We start from the raw sequence: 20,182 nt of genomic DNA, 5'->3' as shown, positions 1-20,182 counted from the left end.
GGGGATATTTTAAAGTGAATAGTAGTCCAACCACTAGTACACAGCGAATAGATATTCTGGATATACTTCGTGGTGTGAGTTTACTAGGTATTTTACTTGTTAATATGTTTGCATTTAGTACACCGCTACCACATATCGATTTGAAGACTTGGTTTACTGTACCTGCCGATAAGGAGTTTCAAAAATGGCTAGATATCTTGGTACAGGGGAGTTTTTATCCACTTTTTTCAATGCTTTTTGGATATGGACTTGCCATGCAATATTCAAAAGCAACATGTTTAGGAGATTCATTTTATAAATTAGGGATTAAGCGTTTAGTATTTCTATTTCTTATTGGTATCTTCCATGCATTATTCATATGGTGGGGAGATATTTTGATGACTTATGCTTTTTGTGGATTTATATTAATGACGCTCATTCGTTTAAGACCAGGATTTTTATTGGCGATTAGTTTAATTTTTTACACAGTGATTAATGGCTTCATGGCATTACTAACAGAGCTTACGGTTTTAGGGAATCCTTCAAGTAGTGATATGTCTCAATTTATAGATATTGAGGGGGTAGAAAATGCCATAAAGGCATACGGTTCCGGAACTTGGACTGAAGCGTTTACCCAACGATTAACAGATTTGTCCATTCAATTCTCTCTACAAATGTGGATTATGTCTCTCTTTACAATTTTACCCTACATGTTGATCGGTGCAGCTGCTTCAAAATGGAGATTAATCGAAAAAGCAAAAAATAGGCTGAATTTATGGCTGATCTTAGCCACTACAATGATTCCCATAGGTATTGTTTTAAAATCATTCCCATATACTATGAACCGCAATATCTTTATAGATTATATTCAAGCGTATTTTGGAGGGCCAATGTTGGCTTTAGGTTATGTTAGCCTGTTTGTTTTGATTTGCTGTATTCCTTATGCGACAAAATTATTATCGCCCATTGCAAAGGCTGGACGGATGTCTTTGACGATCTACATGATGCAATCTATTGTCGGAACGTTTATCTTTTATCATTATGGTTTAGGACTTTATGGTAAAATTGGAGTAGATACAGCAACAGGGCTAGCTGTCGGCATTTACGTGATACAACTCGTCTTTGCAACGATTTGGTTTATGCTATTTAAGCAAGGACCAATTGAAGCAGTTTGGAAGAGAATAACTTATGGAAAAACTGTACTGAAAAAAGAGGAAATAAATCACTAAATGATGTATCATGGTAAAAAAAGAAGGAGTGCCAATTTTCATGAAAATCTTATCTTTTCGTTATAACGATGTTTTAAGTTTTGGTCCAAAAGTAAAAAAAGAAGAAGCTGTTTGGGATGTATTAGCAATTCAAGAAGCGCTTCAAGTACTCCCTTCTTATGCTGCAACCATAGTAGAAGGAATGACGTATGGTTATGAATTTGTAGAACAAACTCGTAAACTTGTAAGAGCAGCACAACAATCAGAGAATCCATCTCAATTTAAACATGATTTCAGTGAAATTGAGTGGTTAGCACCAATTCCACGTACAACCAAAAACATTATTTGTATCGGTAAAAACTATGATGAACATGCAAAAGAAATGGGTTCTGAGCAAGCACCCGAAGATATCATGGTCTTTACGAAAGCTCCAACATCAATTGCGGCAGATAAACAAACGCTATCTGTACATGCAGATGTAACTTCACAGTTAGACTATGAGGGTGAATTGGCTGTAGTCATTGCTAAGAAAGGAAAAAATATACCGAAAAACTTAGCATTTGATTATGTTTTTGGCTATACAATTGCCAACGATATCACCGCACGTGATTTACAAACAAAACATAAACAGTTTTTCTTAGGTAAAAGTTTAGATGGTGCTTGTCCAATGGGACCATACTTAGTAACGAAAGATGAAATACCTAATCCACAAAATTTAACAGTTGTGACAAAAGTAAATGATGAAGTACGTCAAAATGGTTCAACTAGCGATATGATGCACACTGTAGAAGATTTAATCGTAGAGATCTCTAGTTTAGTAACTTTAGAACCAGGGGATGTTATTTTAACAGGAACTCCAGCTGGTGTAGGTAAAGGGATGAATCCACCTCAATACCTTAAAGCTGGTGATGAAGTAAAAGTTTCAATTGAAGGAATCGGTACATTAGTCAACCGCTTCGAGTAAATGATTTAATTTAGTCACTAATTTGACACAGACCGATGGAAGTAGTTTTCCATCGGTCTGTTATATTTGTATAGTTTATACTCTTTTGATAGGATAAATGTGACTAGTAAAAGAGAATGGAGGATTTTGAAATTGCCACACATGCACTTAACAGCGATTTTAATCGCAATTATATTATTCTTTGTATCAGTATCGATGCAAGCTGGTTCTAAAGGACAAAAAGTAACACATATGATTTTACGTGTATTTTATATCTTAATTATCATAACTGGTGGAATACTTTTCAGTTCAGCAATGGCCGGCACAATGGCTATGCAATACGGACTAAAATTACTAGGTGGTCTTTTTGTAATTAGTATGATGGAAATGGTGTTAGTCCGTAAAGAAAAAAGCAAATCTACTGGTACTCTATGGGTTCTGTTTTTGATTTTCTTAATCTTTACGATTTATATGGGCTTCCACTTACCATTAGGTATGAAATTTTGGTAGAATAAGCTAATCTTGAATTGCCACACCCTTACATTTATTGTTGGGGTGTTTTTTTATTAAAGATTTTGTAATAATATTGTTTATATTCCATCCATTTCTATATACTGGAAGATTCATTCCCGTAGAATTATGAGAAACTTCGAACGATGGAAATCCGAATTCATTCTAGTTTTTTCAAAAAAACGAACATTTAATATAGCTCTATTTTATATGCCATATCTAATTAGAACCGTATCAATGAAGCGGAAGACGGCGACTCCTGCGGGAAAGCGAGATAGGGGAGACCCCGCAGAGAACGAAGTGAGCGAGGAGGCTCAACGCTCGCCCGTGGAAAGCGCCGTCTGTAGCGGAATGTATAGTGGATAATATATTTATAGTACCGAACAATATAAAATTCTTGTTTTTAACTAGAATTCTATTTATGAAATTGATTCAAATAATAGAATGATCGTAAAATTTTTTTCTTCACACTTTTGTCGAATTTGATTAGGTTTTTTTATTGAAAACATGGAGAGTTTTGGAATGGTTTGATAAAATTACTTTGGACAGTTCTACAGAGGAGGACTTCAAAAGTGAACGTTGCAAAATGGATCAGTTCAGCTGTCGCAACCGTGTTGCTTACTACAACAATTAGTTCAATGACGATTGCACATGCTGAAGAAAGAAATCAACAGATCAAAAATGAAAGTATATATGACGTATTAGTCGATCGTTTTTTTGATAAGAGTGTAGAGAATGATTACAATATTAACGCAAAAGATCCTAAAGCATTCCATGGTGGGGATTTTGCAGGAATAGATACGAAGATCGATTATTTGCATGATTTGGATTTTACAATGGTTTCAATGGGCTCTGTTTTTTCATCAGAAACATATGATGGCAATGACGTAGTAGATTATAGCAAAATTGAACGAAACTTTGGTACTAGTAAAGAATTTAAGGCATTATTGAATAATTTGCATAAAAATAATATAAAAGCAATGGTTGATTTCCCGATTAATCATGTCAGTAAAAACCATGTATGGACATTAGAAGAAAATCACAAAGATTGGTATACATCCACGAATGACAATCGTATCAACTGGAAGACGAATCGTCCAGATGTGCAACAAGCATTAATTAATGCAGTAGTAGATTTTGTTGGAGAGTATAAAGTTGACGGTATTCGATTGACTCATTTAGGAAATGCAGATTCAGCATTTATCAATAAAGTGATTGCTGCATTAAAGAAACAAAATAAAAATCTTTATGTTATTTCCAACGAAGATAGTGATGCTAATTTTGACATGGATTATAAGAAACAAACCATTGATACGTATCAATCTATCTTCAAAAATGTTGATGAAGATTCGTCTAAACTAGAAGATCCATTCAAAGCATATGTAAATGGTGAGGTAAATAAGCCAACTGCCTTAATGATTGATGATTTAAATAGTGCACGTTTTACTCATGCATCAGCCGAGGAAAATATGTTTCCTCCAACACGTATTAAAGTAGCTGTAGCTGCTGTAATGACAATGCCTGGTGTCCCGATTGTTACTTATGGTACAGAAATAGCACAAAATGGAGTAAAAGCTCCTGAGACTCATTCAGCATTGGATTTTCGAACAAAAGACGATATCATTTCCTATATTGGAGATTTACAATCACTTCGAAATAAATCAGAGACACTTCGAACAGGTAACTATAAATTACTTGAAAATAAAAATGGTTTAATCGTTTTCGAACGTTATTCTGACGATGAAAAATGGATTGTGATGATTAACAATACTGATAAGACTCAAAGATATGAATTAGATCCCTCAATTATTGGGAAGAATAAAGAACTCCATGGTTTGTTTGAAAGTGACACTGTTCGTCAAAATGACAACGGTAAATATAATTTAGTTATAGATCGTGAAGTTGCAGAACTATATCATGTGACAGAACATAAAGGAATCAATATTCCATACATGATTGCTTTAGGTCTTGTATATGTAATTTTCATTGGATTTATCATTGCATTATTACGTAGAGGACGCAGAAAATAATAGCAGATAATCGTAAAGAACCCTTGACTTCACAAAAGAAATCAAGGGCTCTTTACTTAAAAATCTATAAATCTTATTAAGAAAATTTGCTACATAGATGATTAGTCTTTTACTAACTTGTTTAAAAAGAAAATAGCAATTGTCCCTGTCCCTGTGTGTGCAGCAATTACAGAACCAATTAAATGAATCTCTACTGCTTTTGGATGAAAGTTTTCAATAATTAAGGCTTTCATCTCTTCTGCTGCTGCAAGGTCATCACTATGTGATATAGCGATGACTTGATCAGAAAGACAATCACCACGTTCTCTCATTAATTCAATAATGCGTTTAAATACTTTCTTACGACCCCGGTATTTTTCAATAGGAATAAGTTTACCATCTTCAACATCTAGGACAGGTTTTATACTTAAAAGTCCACCAATAAAGGCACTTGCTTTCGATAAACGACCACCTTTTGCAAGATAATTTAAATCTTCTACAGTAAATAAATGTTCCATATGTTGAGCATTAAAGCGAATTTTTTCTGCAATTTCATTTGCCGAAAAGCCTTCTTCTCGCAAACGTACTGCTTCTTTTACAAGTAGACCATAACCTAGTGAAGCACATTTTGAATCGATAATGGTAAGTTTGAGGTCAGGATACTTTTCTTTTACTTGTTCTGCCATCATAACAGCAGTGCTGTATGTACCTGAAAGTTGAGAGGAGAAGGCAATGTAGATTCCTTCATCTCCAGACTGACCTAATGCACTGAATTCTTCTAGAAAACGTTCAGGTGATGCTTGAGATGTTTTTAATAGTTCGCCTTCACGAATGGCATCGTATACTTCTTGAATATCCACGCCAATAATATCATCATATTCTTGCTCTTTGAGTTGAACGCGTAATGGAATAATTTTGACATTGTTTTGCTCGTAAAATGACTTTGGCAAATCACAAGCACTGTCTGCATATATTCTCATTTTTTAAATTCCTCCTATATTTTCTATAATTGAAGACGGTCTATTAGGAATTCTGCAATTCCATCTTCATTATTGGATTTGGTAATTTCATTTGCGATATTTTTTAATTGGCCGATACCGTTCCCCATTGCAACACCCACACCAGCATAATCAATCATTTCAAGATCATTATCTTCATCACCAAAAGCAATGATTCGGTTACGAGGAATACCTAAATCTTTTGCGACATGCGAAAGTCCAACGGCTTTGTTCATTCCATGTCTCACGATTTCAATTACTGGGAAAGGATCTCCCCAACGTCTGTGATCAATCAGTTCAGCTTTTGTATCTGCTAAATACTGACGAATAATAGGTACACTTTTCTCGTTAGATTGGATTAATAAGCTTGTAGGATTATCTTTTAAATAATCTCTAAGAGCTCCGGTTGTCACTCTCGGATTGCCCATACTAAAAATATTGAGTAACTTTTCATCATGGTATTGAACATATAGATCATCCATTACCTCAGCAATTAGATTTTCAAACTGATCACGGTGTAAGGATTCAACTACTTCTTGTACGACTTTTAAATCAATAGGGCTATGAACAGTATGCCAATGATGATTTAATGGATGGTGTACAAAAGCTCCATTAAAATTCACGATTGGCGTATGCAACCCTAGTTCATGATAATATATTTTACTCGCACGATAAGGTCTACCAGTAGCAATCATTACTTCATGACCTGCTTCTTTTGCCTTTAATATTGTGCTCTTCGTTTTATCTGAAATCACTTTTTCATCGGTTAATAGCGTACCATCTAAATCTAAAACAATCAAATGGGGTTGTACCATTCATAACACTCCCTTCGTTTCTTCTATTTCATCGGGTGATAAAACTTTTATCAAGTTTTTCTGTCTTTTAGTAATACAGTGAAAATGTTGCTACTAAAGGAAAATATATATAAAGTTTATCCTTTCTTTTAGCTTTTAGTCAAAGTTTAATCATACAACATGGAGTTGTACTAGGAGTTGTACAAATCAAAATATCCCTATTTTACGCTGATATGATTAACTTTCGTAAAATCTATGTTTTGAAGGATGTAATTATGTATAAATGTTAAAGTAAACTTACATGCAGCAAAATAATGAAAAAAGCATTCAATAGTAAATGTTCGGGATTTAATATGAAATTTACATGATAAAATCGACTCACACATTTACTTTTCAAGAATTTAAACTGCTATCACGATTTTGAATCAGGTATCAGACAATAGCCAATGCTTTGTAACAATACCTTTTTTTTGATAACATGACATTATAGAGATAGGGAGTGAAATAGGATGAAAGTGGATCAAGAGACATGGGGCAATATCCCTTTACTTCATATATATAATGAGGAAACAGTTACGGAAAAGACACCTGTTGTTATTTTTTTACATGGTTTTGAGAGTGCAAAAGAGCATAACTTGCATTATGCGTATCAGCTTGTCAATAAAGGTATTCGTGTAATTATGCCAGATGCCCTATTGCATGGGGATCGTGATGAAAAATTAGATAATGTCCAAATGAGCTTACGTTTTTGGGAAGTAGTCCTTACTTCTATTGAAGAAGTGAACTATATATATCAACAATTGAAAGAAAGAGGATTACTTGGTACGGACAAAATTGGCCTTTCTGGAACTTCTATGGGAGCTATAACAACAATGGGATGCCTTAAAATGTATTCATGGATCCAAACAGCAGCCGTTATGATGGGAGCACCAAATTATGTCGAACTGGCAAAAGGGCAAATGGCTGAAATTGAAGAAAAAGGATTTAAAATCCCTCTATCAGAAGAAGAATTAGATAAAATGTTAACGACTCTAAGTTATTTTGATATGAGCAAACATCCAGAAACAATGGCAGGACGTCCTATATTCTTCTGGCATGGTAAAAAGGATCATATGGTTCCGTTTGCTACAACTTATGCATTTTATGAAGGTATCCAACAAGATTATTTAGGGCATCCTGAAGATATAACCTTCATCGTTGATAAAAAAGCAGGACACAAAGTATCTCGTCCAGGAATGCTAGCTGGTACGCAGTGGCTTGCAGACCATTTGGCATAATTAAATAGTAATGTTATGATGAAGTTAACACTATAGAGAAAGGGGAAACACCATGGATGCAGATTTAAAAGAAAATATTCTAGGTGCCTTAGAAAATGTTATTGACCCAGAATTGGGAATTGATATAGTAAATCTTGGTCTAGTTTATGATGTAGATTTATCCGAAGAAGGATTATGCATAATTACAATGACGTTAACTTCAATGGGATGTCCATTAGGTCCAGTTATTGTTGACCAAATTCGTACAGCATTATTCGATATTCCGGAAGTAAAAGACGTGGATGTAAATGTTGTTTGGAATCCACCTTGGTCTAAGGATATGATGTCTCGTTATGCAAAAATGGCATTAGGCATTCGATAATAGAAAATTTTAATCAGTGGGGCTATATAGCGCTCACTGATTTTTTTGTTTAAAAGGAATAAAATTCATAATGTGAAATCTATCTAAAATATACGGGAATTTAATGATTTGCAAATTTGTTAATTTGGATAACATAGGAAGAAAATTATTCTGTAACCTTTTAAACTTTTATAGAACCACTCTACACTATATCTTCAAAAGATATAGTGTTTTTTTGTCTTGACATATTCCTGATACATTCAATTTATATACTATGTCTGTAAAACGATCGGGCAAATGATTTCTTCATTTTCAACGAGCTCGAGATGAAGGACACATGCCAATCCAAAAAAGAATACTACATCTACAACTATAAAATGATAGGAGGCTAAAGAATGAATTTTATAAAACGAGCTTTTTATAGTACAAAAGCGAAAAAAGGAAGAACTCTTTTACTAACTTTTGTTTTCTCAGCGATTTTAATATTCATCTTGGCAGGATTAACAATACAAAGTGCTTCATTGAAGGCAACTGAAAATGCAAAGAAAAGTATGGGGGCAACGGTCACCCTCACCACAAATATGAAGAATGCTTTTAAAAAAGTGAACTCTTCTAGTGAGAGCAAATCGTCTGATAACAAGAATGATAGACCGGATCCTGGAAGTTTTTCAATTACACCAGTTGATTTGAAAACGATAAATACGCTAGCTAAATTAGACAATGTTTCATCTTATAGTATTTCATCATCTACATCAGTGAATGCAAAATCTTTCGATTCAATTTCTTCTGATGATCAATCAAGTACAGATAAATCGGGGGAAAATCAAAATAGTCAACAAGTTGGACCAGCTGGTGGCATGCGAATAATGAGAATGACAGCAGGAGACATCACAATACAAGGAACAAATTCAACTGCTACTGCAAGTAAATTTACGAATGGTACAGCCAAAATAATAAAAGGTGTCGGTATTACAGCTAAAGATGAAGGGACAAATAAAGCTGTAATCGAAACAAATTTAGCAAAGGCAAATAATATTACTGTAGGCGATACGATTAAAGTAACAAATACGGAAAATGAAGATACGGTTTACAAGTTAAAAGTAGTCGGTATTTACAAATCTTCTGAAACTGCTGATGCAAGAAGTATGCGTATAGAAGCATTAAACCCATACAATGCAATTTATACATCATATACATTTGCTAATAAAATGAAAGGTTCTGAGTATAAAGATACTGCAGATTCTGTAGTCTATACATTATCAGATCCAGAGAAAATGAATACATTTGTAAAGCAAGCTAAAAAGGCTGGGCTTGATACAGATACGTACAGCTTAACAACGAATAATCAAGTCTATGAGCAAATGATTCAACCGTTAACAAATGTAGAAAGCTTTGCACACAAGATTGTCATTCTTGTATCTGTTGCAGGGACAGTAATCTTAGCATTAATCGTTATTCTAATGATTCGTGAACGAAAATATGAAATTGGTGTATTGCTATCACTTGGCGAAAAACGTAAGAAAATTATAAGTCAGTTCTTTACAGAATTGCTTGTGGTTTTAGTAATTGCTTTATGCATTGCAGGTATAAGTGGCAAATTTGTTGGGAATGTGGTTGGTAAACAACTCTTGGAACAACAAGCTACTACAACTGTTTCAGCATCATATGGACAAAGAGGTCAAGGTGGTTCATGGCAAGGGGGAGGTCCAGGTCAAATGCAAGGACAAGGAGAATCTAAAAATGGGGGAGCTGAACGAGCATTCGCAAACTTTGGCGCTTCCAGTGCTGCTGAGGCAAAGCAAATTAAAAATCTTACTATTACACTATCATTGAAAGAACTAGTCGAATTAGGTGGATTAGGTTTAGCGATTAGTTTCCTAGCTATCATCATTGCATCAATTGGTGTAATGCGTATGCAACCGAAAAAAATCTTAATCTCATAAGAAGGTGATCGAATGTTAGCAGTAAGAGATGTAAATTATTGGTATAACAATAAGGGAGATACGCTATATAATGATATTAACCTGACGTTTGAAAATGGTAAATTATACAGTATTTTGGGCTCAAGTGGTTCCGGGAAAACGACTTTTCTTTCCCTTATTGCTGGACTAGATATTCCTAAAAAGGGGGAAATTCTATATGAAGGAAAGTCAATTAAAAAAATTGGTTTAACAAAATATCGTAATCAATATGTATCGATTGTATTTCAATCCTATAACTTACTTCCGTATATGTCAGCGGTAGATAATATAATTTCCGCAATGGAAATTACTCATAGTAAGCACTCTAATAGGAAAGAGTATGCATTTTCCATGCTAGAAAAAGTAGGAATTACAAAGGAAATGGCACAGAAAAATGTCCAACATCTTTCAGGTGGTCAACAACAGCGTGTTGCAATTGTACGTGCCATGTGCTGTGATGCAAAACTAGTTGTTGCTGATGAGCCAACAGGAAACTTAGACGAAAGAAATTCTTTGGAAATCGTTAAATTATTTAAGGAACTTTCACATGAACAAGGTAAATGTGTCATCGTCATAACACATGAAAGAGAAATTGCTAATGAATGTGACATCGTACTCGAATTGAAACATAAAAATTTCAATCAGCTACAGCTTTAAAATTAACAGAAAAATACTTTTGAATGAGACAACAAAAAGCTTGGTCGCATATATAAACTTGCGCACCAAGCTTTTTGTATAGTTATTTTGTAGTTGGGTATATCTATAATTGACTATTAATCAATACGACAAACGCTTAAAGGGCAATTTTCACATTCGCATTCATCTTTTAAAAAATTCAAATTATGAACTGTAATTATGCTCTTTTCAAACGATAAAACGTTGGACTTTTTTAAATCATTCAACATTCGATTAATGACTTCACGGCTTGTAGCACAATGGTTAGCCAAATTAGAATTCGTTACAGGATAATCAATCACAATATCACCATTATCTTGTAATATACCATACGTATTAGTTAATCGAATAATAGTTGAATAGAGAGCACCTTTCTTACCATATAAAAGTAGATCACGAAGTTTTGTTTGTGTTTTTAAATTTTGAAGCTGTAACCATTTTATGCATTCTATTAGCATATCAGGTTCTTGACTTAAGCACATTTCAAATAAGTTTTTATCGATCGTAATAATATTTGAATTTTCTAAAGCTTTAGCACTAAACGGATAGTAGCCTGTTTTACTGAAAATAATACCTTCTCCAATACAGTCATTACTACCGCAAATACGAAGTGTTAACTCTTTTCCGCTAACATTCTCTTTGGATAAAATAACCTTTCCCGATACAACATAGATAATATCCTTAACTGGTGCACCTTCTAAGCATAAGTGGCTGCCTTTTGAAACTTTAACTATTGAACCATTTTCTTTGAAAATCTTACGGATTTTAGGAGGTAATGGTTCGATATTAAAAATAGTTACCATATCATCTACAACCTTCACTTATTTTTCTTTATTATATCATAGGTATTTTGAATTATATAACATATATACAAAATGTCACATTAATTTTGGAATTTAAAATAAAAATGGAAAATTAAAAAAGTCAAAAAAGGTCAAACATTTCACTTTACATTTAAATTTAATAGAACTATAATGTAATTAATCAAAAGGTCAATAAAGGTCAAACAAAGGAGTTGGATCTTATGCAAATGCAAATGAACAATGAAGAACAAAAAAGCCCATTAGAACAATTTGGACGTAATTTAGTGGAAGAAGTTAAAAAAGGGAAAATGGATCCTGTGATTGGTCGTGACCAAGAAATCCGAAATGTCATTCGGATTCTATCTCGTAAAACAAAAAATAATCCTGTATTAATAGGTGAACCAGGTGTAGGTAAAACAGCAATTGTAGAAGGACTAGCCCAACGAATTGTTAAAAAAGATGTACCAGAAGGTTTAAAAGATCATCTTATATATGAATTAGATATGAGTGCATTGATTGCAGGTGCTAGTTATCGTGGTCAATTTGAAGAAAGATTGAAAGGTGTATTAAAAGAAGTAAAAGAAAGTGATGGACGTATCATCTTATTTATCGATGAAATCCATACAATCGTAGGTGCTGGTAAAACAGATGGCGCTATGGATGCAGGGAATATGCTAAAACCAATGCTTGCTCGTGGTGAACTACACTGTATTGGTGCAACAACTTTAGATGAATATCGTATGTATATTGAAAAAGACCCTGCTTTAGAACGTCGTTTCCAACAAGTTTTAGTTCGTGAACCATCAGTAGAAGATACAATTTCAATTTTACGTGGATTAAAAGAAAGATTTGAATTACATCATGCAGTTAAAATCCATGACCGAGCAATAGTAGCTGCTGCAGAACTATCTAATCGTTATTTAACAGAACGTTTCTTACCAGATAAAGCAATCGACTTAATCGATGAAGCTTGTGCAATGATCCGTACAGAAATTGATTCAATGCCACAAGAACTGGATGAAGTTACACGTCGACAAATGCAACTTGAAATTGAAGAACAAGCTTTGATGAAAGAAAAAGACGAGGCAAGTAAAAAACGTTTAGTGGCATTACGTGATGAATTAGAACAACTCAAAGAATCATCTAAAACAATGAAAGAGCAATGGGAATCCGAAAAAGCATCACTGCACACTATTCAAGAAAAACGTGAAATTCTTAATCGCTATCGTCGCGAATTGGAAGATGCAGAAAATCAATATGATTTAAATAAAGCAGCAGTTTTACGACATGGTAAGATTCCTGAGCTCGAAAAAGAATTACAAACATTAGAAAACTCGTTGCAAGAAGGTAATGATACGCGTCTTTTACGGGAAGATGTAACATCCGAAGAAATTGCCTCTATTGTTTCAAGATGGACAGGCATTCCTGTCACAAAATTGGTAGAAGGTGAACGCGAAAAATTATTACATTTGAAAGACACATTACATGAACGCGTTGTAGGTCAAGATGATGCAGTTCGCTTAGTAACAGAAGCTGTATGGAGAGCTAGAGCTGGTATTCAAGATCCTAATAAACCAATTGGATCATTCTTATTCTTAGGACCTACAGGTGTAGGTAAAACTGAGTTAGCAAAAGCTTTAGCTGCTCAATTATTTGACTCTGAAGATCACTTTATCCGCATTGATATGTCTGAATACATGGAAAAACATAGCGTTTCTCGTTTAGTTGGAGCACCTCCAGGCTATATCGGTTATGAAGAAGGGGGCCAATTAACAGAAGCTGTTCGAAGAAACCCTTATTCAGTAATATTATTAGACGAAATTGAAAAAGCACATCCAGATGTTGCGAATGTTTTACTTCAAATCTTGGATGATGGGCGAATCACAGATAGTCAAGGAAGAACAGTAAACTTTACAAATACAGTGATCATCCTAACTTCTAATATTGGTTCAAATTATTTACTTGATATGAAAGAGGAAGAAAACAAACATGCAATTGAAGATTTAGTAATGTCTGCTTTAAAACAACATTTTAAACCAGAATTGTTAAATCGTTTAGATGATATTATCATGTTCCATTCATTGACTGACGAGCATTTTTATCAAATCGCCCTAAAATACATTGGCTACTTACAACAACGTGTAGCTGAACAAGAAATTGAACTAGTCGTTGAAGATGATGTGCTACAATGGATTGCAAAAGAAGGTGTAGATCCAGCATTTGGTGCACGTCCACTACGTCGTTTTATCCAACGAAATATTGAAACGATTGTAGCACAGGAATTATTAAAAGGTGACACATTACCAGGCGATAAAGTTGTGGTATATATGGATGGCAACAAAGCATCCATTCGTAGTGAAAAAGCTCAATAATATAAGAAGAAACTAAAGATAAATGACTATTGGTTAAAAGTATCAAAACTCAAAGAAATGAGGCTGTCAATAAGCGGTGATCGAATCTGCATATTGACAGCCTTTTTTAAAAGTAAAAATCCTGCCTGTATAATGGGCAGGATTTTCATTATTCTTGATGTCCGATTTCTTTAGGTGAATTCTTTGGAATTACTGCATCAATTACAAGAAGTAACACAGAAATTACAAGTGAAATTAATAAGCCTTTTTTAAATCCAGCGGCATCTAATGTTGCATTGTTAATAGAGCTTACTACATAGTTTAGTGTAGAAACTAATAGTGCAGACCAAATAACTAATATGATGTATCTCATTTTGTTTCACCTCTAACTAACTTTTCTATCTCTTCTATCATAACATATTTAATTGTTTTTTTAAAAGAAACTTTTTGTGTTCGTCTTTTATTAAACGGTAAAGTAATGGCGAAATGTTGAAAAGTAAAAAAATATTCGTTATAATTAAGACCAGATACTAATAATTGATAATAAGAAGAGAGGCGCTACCTCATGAATGCTGGTATTATTGGAGTAGGAAGATGCGTTCCAGAAAAGGTCGTGACAAACTTTGACCTTGAAAAAATGATGGATACTTCCGATGAATGGATTCGTACACGTACTGGAATAGAAGAAAGACGTATTGCGGAAGACAATCAAGATACGTCAGATATGGCATATGAAGCAGCTGAAAATGCGCTAAAAAATGCAGGAATTACAGCTGAACAAGTTGGCTTAATTTTGGTAGGAACTGTAACACCGGATCAACCATTCCCAAGTGTTGCATGTATGATTCAAGAACGACTAGGTGCAAAAAATGCTGCAGCAATGGATATCTCTGCTGCATGTTCAGGCTATATTTATGGTCTTGTGACAGCAAAACAATTTATCGAAAATAATGCTTATGATTATGTTTTAGTAGTTGGTGTTGAGAAACTTTCCAAAATAGTTGACTGGTCAGATCGTAACACAGCCGTACTATTTGGTGATGGTGCAGCAGCAGCAATTGTTGGTAAAGTTTCTGATGGTAGAGGTATCTTAGCATATGAATTAGGAGCAGATGGTACTGGTGGCAAATACCTTTATCAAAATGAAAACGATCATATTGCTATGAATGGCCGAGAAGTATTTAAATTTGCAGTTCGCCAAATGGGTCAATCAGCATTAAATGTGATTGAAAAAGCAGGTTATACAAAGAACGATGTAGATTATTTAATTCCACACCAAGCAAATATCCGTATTATGGAATCAGCAAGACAACGTTTAGATTTACCAGCTGAGAAAATGTCCACAGCGATTAAGAAGTATGGTAATACATCTGCAGCTTCCATTGGTAATGCTTTGGTAGAAGATTTAGAAGATGGTAAAATCCATGATGATGATTTAATCGTTTTAGTAGGTTTCGGCGGAGGCTTAACTTGGGGCGCAGTAGCAATCAAATGGGGAAAATAACACAAAGGAAAAGTGAGGAATAAAATCATGACAAAACGTCGAGTAGTAGTGACTGGTATTGGAGCAGTAACACCACTAGGAAACGATATTTCAACAACTTGGGAAAATATTAAAGCAGGTAAAGTTGGAGTGGGTCCTTTAACAAGATTAGATCAAGAAAAATTCCCAGCAAAAGTTGCGGCAGAGGTAAAAGATTTTGATATAGAGAAATATATCCCTAGAAAAGATGCTCGTAAAATGGACCGCTTTACACAATTTGCACTAGCTGCTTCTATTATGGCAGTGGAAGATGCTAACCTTGAAATTACACCTGAATTAGGTCTACGTACTGGCGTATGGATTGGATCAGGAATTGGTGGTATGGAAACATACGAACAACAATTCATGAACTTCATTGAAAAAGGTCAACGTCGTGTTAGTCCATTCTTTGTACCGATGATGATTCCAGATATGGCTGCTGGTCAAGTATCTATTCACTTTGGTGCAAAAGCGATCAACTCATGTACTGTAACAGCATGTGCTTCAGGTACAAACTCAATTGGTGATGCTTTTAAAGTAATCGAACGTGGCGATGCGGATGTCATGATTGCTGGTGGAGCTGAAGCACCAATTACGAATATGGCAGTTGCAGGATTCTGTTCAAATACAGCCTTAACGCTAAATCCAGATCCACAAACAGCATCACGTCCATTTGATCAAAATCGTGATGGCTTTGTTATTGGTGAAGGGTCAGGTATTGTCATTTTAGAAGAATATGATCATGCAGTTGCACGTGGCGCCAAAATCTATGGAGAAGTAATAGGTTATGGTTCAACAGGCGATGCATTCCATATTACAGCACCAGCTCCAGATGGTGAAGGTGCAGCACGTGCAATGCAACAAGCAATTGATGATGCTGGGGTAGCGCCAGAAGAAGTCGATTATATTAATGCGCACGGAACAAGTACACAATACAATGATTTATATGAAACAAAAGCAGTGAAAACAGTCTTCGGAGAACATGCTTATAAATTAGCTATTAGCTCAACAAAATCAATGACAGGTCATTTACTTGGTGCAGCTGGTGGTATTGAAGCAATTTTCTCTGTACTAGCTTTAAAAGAAGGTATTTTACCTCCAACAATGAATTTAGAAACACCTGATGAAGAATGTGATTTGGATTACATTCCAAACGAAGCACGTAAACAAGAAATCACATATGCACTAAGCAACTCATTAGGCTTTGGCGGTCATAATGCTTCATTAGTATTCAAAAAAATCTAGAGCATTTAAATGCTTATTAAAATAGTACACAAAACACAGGGTAAAGAAGCCCTGTGTTTTTGTTTTGGGGAAAATATACATTTAATTGTGGATTTTCATTTTGATACCTTAACGTATCCGAGGTTAAGCACGTGGAAAGCACCGTCTGAACCAGAACAACTGAAACTAATTATAGTGTTAAAAAGATCGTATTTAACGGCTAAAAATAGATTTTTGAGATTGGTTCAACTGAAAATAAGAATTTTATCTATAATTATCACAAATTTAGATTAAAATGGTACTGTATCTATTAAATGGTTTTAAAATTCTTTGGAAATGGGGCGAAAGAGTGTTTCCTATATTAGAAACGGAAAGACTTAGATTAAGAGAAATTGTACATGAAGATGCTCAAGGCATTTTTAATTGTTTTTCTAATAATGATGTAATGCGATATTACGGTCAGGATCCTATAACAACTAAAGAACAAGCAGAACAGTTTGTTGAGTTTTTCTCAAAGAACTTTAAAGAAAATAGGGGAATTAGATGGGGGATTGAATTAAAAGAAAAGGAAGGAATAATCGGAACAATTGGATTTAATGTTTGGTCTCCAAAGCATAAAAGGGCTGAGATCGGTTATGAACTTTATCCAAACTATTGGAATAAAGGCTATGCAACAGAAGCTGTCTCAAAAGTTATATCATATGGTTTTAATGAACTTGATTTAACACGCATTGGAGCAGTTGTTTTTATTGAAAACAAACCATCTAATAAATTATTAAAAAAGCTTGGCTTTGTAAAAGAAGGCGTTTTGAGAAACTATATGTATCAAAATAATATACCCTATGATACCAACGTTTATTCACTGCTAAAATTACAAGGATAAAAGGTAACAATTAGAGATTAAAGAAGTATCAGGAGATTTAGTGTCTGGACTGTATAGAGCGATGAAAATAAGAATGATGAATTTGCAAGTATCTATATAAAAGCCATTCTCGTGAATAGAGAATGGCTTTTACTCATAGAATGTAAAAAATAGAAAAGGATATATGCTAATGAAATTATTATTTTTTCTAATTTGTTATGGTCTTATTGTAATAACTTCCACACATATGATTTTATATTTAAACTATCATGCATTAGGCTATACATGGACAACTGTTTTTACATTTATTTTACAGACGATAGATTTCAAAATCTTCGTTTGTTCTTGTATAGGAATGCTTATCGTCTTTTTCTTCCCAAGCCCATCGCAATCTCCATCTTAGAAACAGTTTCGCTAGCAATGGCATTTGCTTTTTCTGCACCAAGATCAAGAATGTGATCTAATTCAGAGGAATTGATTAATTCCGCGAATCTCTCTTGAATTGGCGTTAAATGGTTGATGATACTTTCAGCGACACCTGCTTTAAATGCTCCATAACCTAAACCTTCATATTTTGCAACTAAGTCATCAATTGAAACATCGGTTAAAGAAGATTCGATTATTAAGAGGTTAGAAACACCTGGTTTGTTTTCAACGTCGAATTTTACAATACCTTCAGAATCTGTAACGGCAGATTTTACTTTTTTCTCAATATCTTTTGCAGTGTCTAAAACACGAATTGTTGCTTTTTTGTTGTCATCTGATTTACTCATTTTTTTCAATGGATCTTGTAATGATTTAATACGAGCTCCATTTTTTGGTAATTGAATTTCTGGGATTTTAAACGTTTCACCATAACGCTTGTTGAAGCGTTCAGCTAAGTCACGTGTAATTTCAAGATGTTGTTTTTGATCTTCTCCCACTGGGACAATATCTGTGTTATAAAGTAAAATATCTGCGGCCATTAATGGGGGATAAGTAAGTAATCCAGCTGACACAGCATCTTTACCTTTTGCTTTATCTTTGAATTGTGTCATACGTTCTAGTTCGCCAATGTAAGATGTACAAGTTAACATCCATCCTGCTTGTGCATGTGCTGGTACTTCAGATTGGATAAATAGTGTTGACTTATTAGGATCAATACCTGCTGCAAGATAAGTTGCTGCAAGGGTACGAATATTGTTTCTTAATTCATCACTATCTTGTTGGACAGTAATCGCATGTTGGTCTACAATACTGAAGATACAGTCATAGTCATCTTGCATTGCGACAAATTGGCGAAATGCACCGATATAGTTGCCTAATGTAATAACGCCTGTTGGTTGAACACCTGAAAAAATTCGTTTCATTTTGTAATCCTCCTTAAAATAAAAAAACATCATGCATCCCAATAGGGACGAATGATGTTTTGTATCCGCGGTACCACCCAAGCTTGTCGAAAAATCGACCACTCAATCTCTTAACGTGAGATGCCCGAGCTTCACTACTACAAGTTGGTTCACAAAGCTAACTCGGAAGTCCATTCCTCATAGCGTATGATCTGTTTACACCTTCCACAGACTCTCTATACATACTGACTATAAGTACTACTCTTCGTCTTCGTTTTAACTATTTATGTTGAAAATTATAATATAGCCCCATTTAAATTACAAGTTTCTACTATGTTAAATAAATTGTGCAAAAAGTACGGTAATAATACATAAGAATGATTGAGTTCGTCTTTCTATTTTAAAATTTCTTTTGAGTAAAAAATATAATAATGGAACTTTTTGAAAAGTAAAACGTAGATATATTAAAACGTAATTTATTTTCAATTTCTATTTGCTAAATGAGAAAATTTTTGTTGAAATTTGATGTTTAAAAGCTTGATTTTTTGGCGATAGTAAAATTGTAAGTGAGAATTACTCATTACTCATCATAAAAAAAGCTTAAAGTAATAGAATAATTAGTCATAAATCAATTGAAATTATTTCTTTTTTGTGTATATCCAAACGAGAAAATATGTTGTATAATGATGTTAGACTTCTTTATTAGAGTAATTCTAATTTAAAAATAGATAAATGTTTCCGATATTGTAATTAACAATTTGAAAGGGTGTGTTTGATATGATGGTAACATTATTTACATCACCAAGTTGTACTTCATGTAGAAAAGCAAAAGCATGGTTAGAAGAACATGAAATTCCATATAAAGAAAGAAATATTTTTGCTGAGCCACTTAGCATCAGCGAAATTAAAGAAATACTACGAATGACGGAAGATGGAACAGATGAAATTATTTCAACACGTTCTAAGATATTCCAAAAATTAAAAGTGGATTTAGAATCGTTACCTCTACAACGTTTATATGAATTAATCCAAGAAAACCCTGGGTTATTACGTCGACCAATTATTTTGGATGAAAAACGTTTGCAAGTTGGTTACAATGAAGATGAGATTCGTCGATTCTTACCACGTAAAGTTCGTGCTTATCAATTACTTGAAGCACAAAAAATGGTGAACTAATCGTATAGTAAGTGTTCATATGTACAAGCTAAGCTAGAACTCCACTAATTAGAAGATTGGGGTTTTAGCTTTTTTAGTTTTTATTATTAGTGGATATGGATTCTGATCGAATTCAGGTTAACGTACTAGCAATATAGTATGATTTGATGAATTGTACTTGCAATTGTAAACATACTCTACTATATTTCATATACTATTGTTATTTCTTGAGATTTATCCTTT

18 protein-coding genes and 1 other annotated feature are annotated in these 20,182 nt (G+C 34.0%); of the genes, 13 read left to right on the top strand and 5 right to left on the bottom strand.

The window, feature by feature from the left end:
• Positions 1 to 14 precede the first annotated feature (14 nt).
• The 4 genes from CEF14_RS10955 (at position 15) to CEF14_RS10935 (ending at position 4,670) form a co-directional block, all read left to right on the top strand.
• A complete protein-coding gene (locus CEF14_RS10955; RefSeq protein WP_245890143.1) occupies positions 15 to 1,208 on the top strand; it encodes a DUF418 domain-containing protein in 1,194 nt (397 codons plus the stop codon).
• A gap of 40 nt (positions 1,209 to 1,248) precedes the next feature.
• Positions 1,249 to 2,151 (top strand): fumarylacetoacetate hydrolase family protein, encoded by a 903-nt coding sequence (locus CEF14_RS10950; protein ID WP_102694377.1) that lies wholly within the window; start codon positions 1,249 to 1,251, stop codon positions 2,149 to 2,151.
• A 141-nt stretch (positions 2,152 to 2,292) separates the two neighbouring features.
• Positions 2,293 to 2,640, top strand: coding sequence for a DUF1516 family protein (locus CEF14_RS10945; RefSeq protein ID WP_102694376.1), 348 nt, complete (start codon positions 2,293 to 2,295; stop codon positions 2,638 to 2,640).
• 572 nt (positions 2,641 to 3,212) lie between these two features.
• Positions 3,213 to 4,670 (top strand): alpha-amylase family glycosyl hydrolase, encoded by a 1,458-nt coding sequence (locus CEF14_RS10935; protein WP_102692895.1) that lies wholly within the window; start codon positions 3,213 to 3,215, stop codon positions 4,668 to 4,670.
• A 101-nt stretch (positions 4,671 to 4,771) separates the two neighbouring features.
• On the opposite strand, the gene CEF14_RS10930 is transcribed toward CEF14_RS10935, so the two are convergent.
• Both CEF14_RS10930 and CEF14_RS10925 read right to left on the bottom strand, forming a co-directional pair.
• On the bottom strand, positions 4,772 to 5,629 hold the full coding sequence (locus CEF14_RS10930) for a DegV family protein (RefSeq protein ID WP_102692894.1): 858 nt from the start codon (positions 5,627 to 5,629) through the stop codon (positions 4,772 to 4,774).
• A gap of 23 nt (positions 5,630 to 5,652) precedes the next feature.
• Positions 5,653 to 6,462 carry a Cof-type HAD-IIB family hydrolase gene (locus CEF14_RS10925; RefSeq protein WP_102692893.1) on the bottom strand — a complete coding sequence of 270 codons (810 nt, stop codon included), beginning with the start codon at positions 6,460 to 6,462 and terminating at the stop codon, positions 5,653 to 5,655.
• A 488-nt stretch (positions 6,463 to 6,950) separates the two neighbouring features.
• Here CEF14_RS10925 and CEF14_RS10920 point away from each other — a divergent pair, with 488 nt between their 5' ends.
• From CEF14_RS10920 to CEF14_RS10905, 4 genes are all read left to right on the top strand, one after another.
• Complete coding sequence (locus CEF14_RS10920) at positions 6,951 to 7,718, top strand: prolyl oligopeptidase family serine peptidase (protein ID WP_102692892.1); 768 nt, start codon at positions 6,951 to 6,953, stop codon at positions 7,716 to 7,718.
• Positions 7,719 to 7,770: 52 nt separating this feature from the next.
• Entirely contained in the window at positions 7,771 to 8,079 is a 309-nt protein-coding gene (locus CEF14_RS10915; RefSeq protein ID WP_102692891.1) for a metal-sulfur cluster assembly factor, read from the top strand.
• A 374-nt stretch (positions 8,080 to 8,453) separates the two neighbouring features.
• On the top strand, positions 8,454 to 10,001 hold the full coding sequence (locus CEF14_RS10910) for an ABC transporter permease (RefSeq protein ID WP_102692890.1): 1,548 nt from the start codon (positions 8,454 to 8,456) through the stop codon (positions 9,999 to 10,001).
• Between the two features lie 12 nt (positions 10,002 to 10,013).
• Complete coding sequence (locus CEF14_RS10905; RefSeq protein ID WP_102692889.1) at positions 10,014 to 10,676, top strand: ABC transporter ATP-binding protein; 663 nt, start codon at positions 10,014 to 10,016, stop codon at positions 10,674 to 10,676.
• Between the two features lie 116 nt (positions 10,677 to 10,792).
• Here the strand turns inward: CEF14_RS10905 and CEF14_RS10900 are convergent, their stop codons facing one another.
• Positions 10,793 to 11,497 carry a Crp/Fnr family transcriptional regulator gene (locus tag CEF14_RS10900; RefSeq protein ID WP_211284598.1) on the bottom strand — a complete coding sequence of 235 codons (705 nt, stop codon included), beginning with the start codon at positions 11,495 to 11,497 and terminating at the stop codon, positions 10,793 to 10,795.
• Positions 11,498 to 11,718: 221 nt separating this feature from the next.
• Here CEF14_RS10900 and CEF14_RS10895 point away from each other — a divergent pair, with 221 nt between their 5' ends.
• Complete coding sequence (locus CEF14_RS10895; RefSeq protein ID WP_102692888.1) at positions 11,719 to 13,869, top strand: ATP-dependent Clp protease ATP-binding subunit; 2,151 nt, start codon at positions 11,719 to 11,721, stop codon at positions 13,867 to 13,869.
• Between the two features lie 148 nt (positions 13,870 to 14,017).
• On the opposite strand, the gene CEF14_RS10890 is transcribed toward CEF14_RS10895, so the two are convergent.
• On the bottom strand, positions 14,018 to 14,221 hold the full coding sequence (locus tag CEF14_RS10890) for a YjzD family protein (RefSeq protein ID WP_102692887.1): 204 nt from the start codon (positions 14,219 to 14,221) through the stop codon (positions 14,018 to 14,020).
• Positions 14,222 to 14,413: 192 nt separating this feature from the next.
• On the opposite strand from CEF14_RS10890, the gene CEF14_RS10885 reads away from it, so the two are divergent.
• The 3 genes from CEF14_RS10885 to CEF14_RS10870 all read left to right on the top strand — a co-directional run bounded on the left by CEF14_RS10885 (position 14,414) and on the right by CEF14_RS10870 (position 17,477).
• Positions 14,414 to 15,352 carry a beta-ketoacyl-ACP synthase III gene (locus tag CEF14_RS10885; protein WP_102692886.1) on the top strand — a complete coding sequence of 313 codons (939 nt, stop codon included), beginning with the start codon at positions 14,414 to 14,416 and terminating at the stop codon, positions 15,350 to 15,352.
• A gap of 27 nt (positions 15,353 to 15,379) precedes the next feature.
• Positions 15,380 to 16,615: a beta-ketoacyl-ACP synthase II gene (gene fabF / locus CEF14_RS10880; RefSeq protein ID WP_102692885.1), complete on the top strand. Its 1,236-nt coding sequence runs from the start codon at positions 15,380 to 15,382 to the stop codon at positions 16,613 to 16,615.
• A 328-nt stretch (positions 16,616 to 16,943) separates the two neighbouring features.
• Complete coding sequence (locus CEF14_RS10870) at positions 16,944 to 17,477, top strand: GNAT family N-acetyltransferase (RefSeq protein ID WP_102692883.1); 534 nt, start codon at positions 16,944 to 16,946, stop codon at positions 17,475 to 17,477.
• 338 nt (positions 17,478 to 17,815) lie between these two features.
• On the opposite strand, the gene trpS is transcribed toward CEF14_RS10870, so the two are convergent.
• The gene (gene trpS / locus CEF14_RS10865) at positions 17,816 to 18,805 is read right to left on the bottom strand and encodes a tryptophan--tRNA ligase (protein WP_102692882.1); all 990 of its coding nucleotides are present in this window, start codon (positions 18,803 to 18,805) and stop codon (positions 17,816 to 17,818) included.
• Positions 18,806 to 18,845: 40 nt separating this feature from the next.
• Positions 18,846 to 19,065: a binding site (T-box leader), on the bottom strand.
• Positions 19,066 to 19,564: 499 nt separating this feature from the next.
• On the opposite strand from trpS, the gene spxA reads away from it, so the two are divergent.
• A complete protein-coding gene (gene spxA, locus CEF14_RS10860; RefSeq protein ID WP_102694374.1) occupies positions 19,565 to 19,960 on the top strand; it encodes a transcriptional regulator SpxA in 396 nt (131 codons plus the stop codon).
• Positions 19,961 to 20,182: the final 222 nt, after the last annotated feature.

Origin of the sequence: Rummeliibacillus pycnus (genome assembly GCF_002884495.1) — a bacterium.
GTDB classification, from domain to species: domain Bacteria; phylum Bacillota; class Bacilli; order Bacillales_A; family Planococcaceae; genus Rummeliibacillus; species Rummeliibacillus pycnus.
The sequence above is the reverse complement of the archived record's forward strand: the minus strand, read 5'-3'. Positions and strand labels throughout refer to the sequence as shown.

Bases quoted from the DNA above. Each gene is read 5' to 3' on its own strand.
- CEF14_RS10950 (WP_102694377.1), top strand. From the start codon at position 1,249: ATGAAAATCTTATCTTTTCGTTATAACGATGTTTTAAGTTTTGGTCCA.
- trpS (WP_102692882.1), bottom strand. From the start codon at position 18,805: ATGAAACGAATTTTTTCAGGTGTTCAACCAACAGGCGTTATTACATTA.
- CEF14_RS10930 (WP_102692894.1), bottom strand. From the start codon at position 5,629: ATGAGAATATATGCAGACAGTGCTTGTGATTTGCCAAAGTCATTTTAC.
- CEF14_RS10920 (WP_102692892.1), top strand. From the start codon at position 6,951: ATGAAAGTGGATCAAGAGACATGGGGCAATATCCCTTTACTTCATATA.
- fabF (WP_102692885.1), top strand. From the start codon at position 15,380: ATGACAAAACGTCGAGTAGTAGTGACTGGTATTGGAGCAGTAACACCA.
- CEF14_RS10925 (WP_102692893.1), bottom strand. From the start codon at position 6,462: ATGGTACAACCCCATTTGATTGTTTTAGATTTAGATGGTACGCTATTA.
- CEF14_RS10905 (WP_102692889.1), top strand. From the start codon at position 10,014: ATGTTAGCAGTAAGAGATGTAAATTATTGGTATAACAATAAGGGAGAT.
- CEF14_RS10915 (WP_102692891.1), top strand. From the start codon at position 7,771: ATGGATGCAGATTTAAAAGAAAATATTCTAGGTGCCTTAGAAAATGTT.
- spxA (WP_102694374.1), top strand. From the start codon at position 19,565: ATGGTAACATTATTTACATCACCAAGTTGTACTTCATGTAGAAAAGCA.
- CEF14_RS10910 (WP_102692890.1), top strand. From the start codon at position 8,454: ATGAATTTTATAAAACGAGCTTTTTATAGTACAAAAGCGAAAAAAGGA.
- CEF14_RS10895 (WP_102692888.1), top strand. From the start codon at position 11,719: ATGCAAATGCAAATGAACAATGAAGAACAAAAAAGCCCATTAGAACAA.
- CEF14_RS10890 (WP_102692887.1), bottom strand. From the start codon at position 14,221: ATGAGATACATCATATTAGTTATTTGGTCTGCACTATTAGTTTCTACA.
- CEF14_RS10900 (WP_211284598.1), bottom strand. From the start codon at position 11,497: ATGGTAACTATTTTTAATATCGAACCATTACCTCCTAAAATCCGTAAG.
- CEF14_RS10945 (WP_102694376.1), top strand. From the start codon at position 2,293: ATGCACTTAACAGCGATTTTAATCGCAATTATATTATTCTTTGTATCA.
- CEF14_RS10885 (WP_102692886.1), top strand. From the start codon at position 14,414: ATGAATGCTGGTATTATTGGAGTAGGAAGATGCGTTCCAGAAAAGGTC.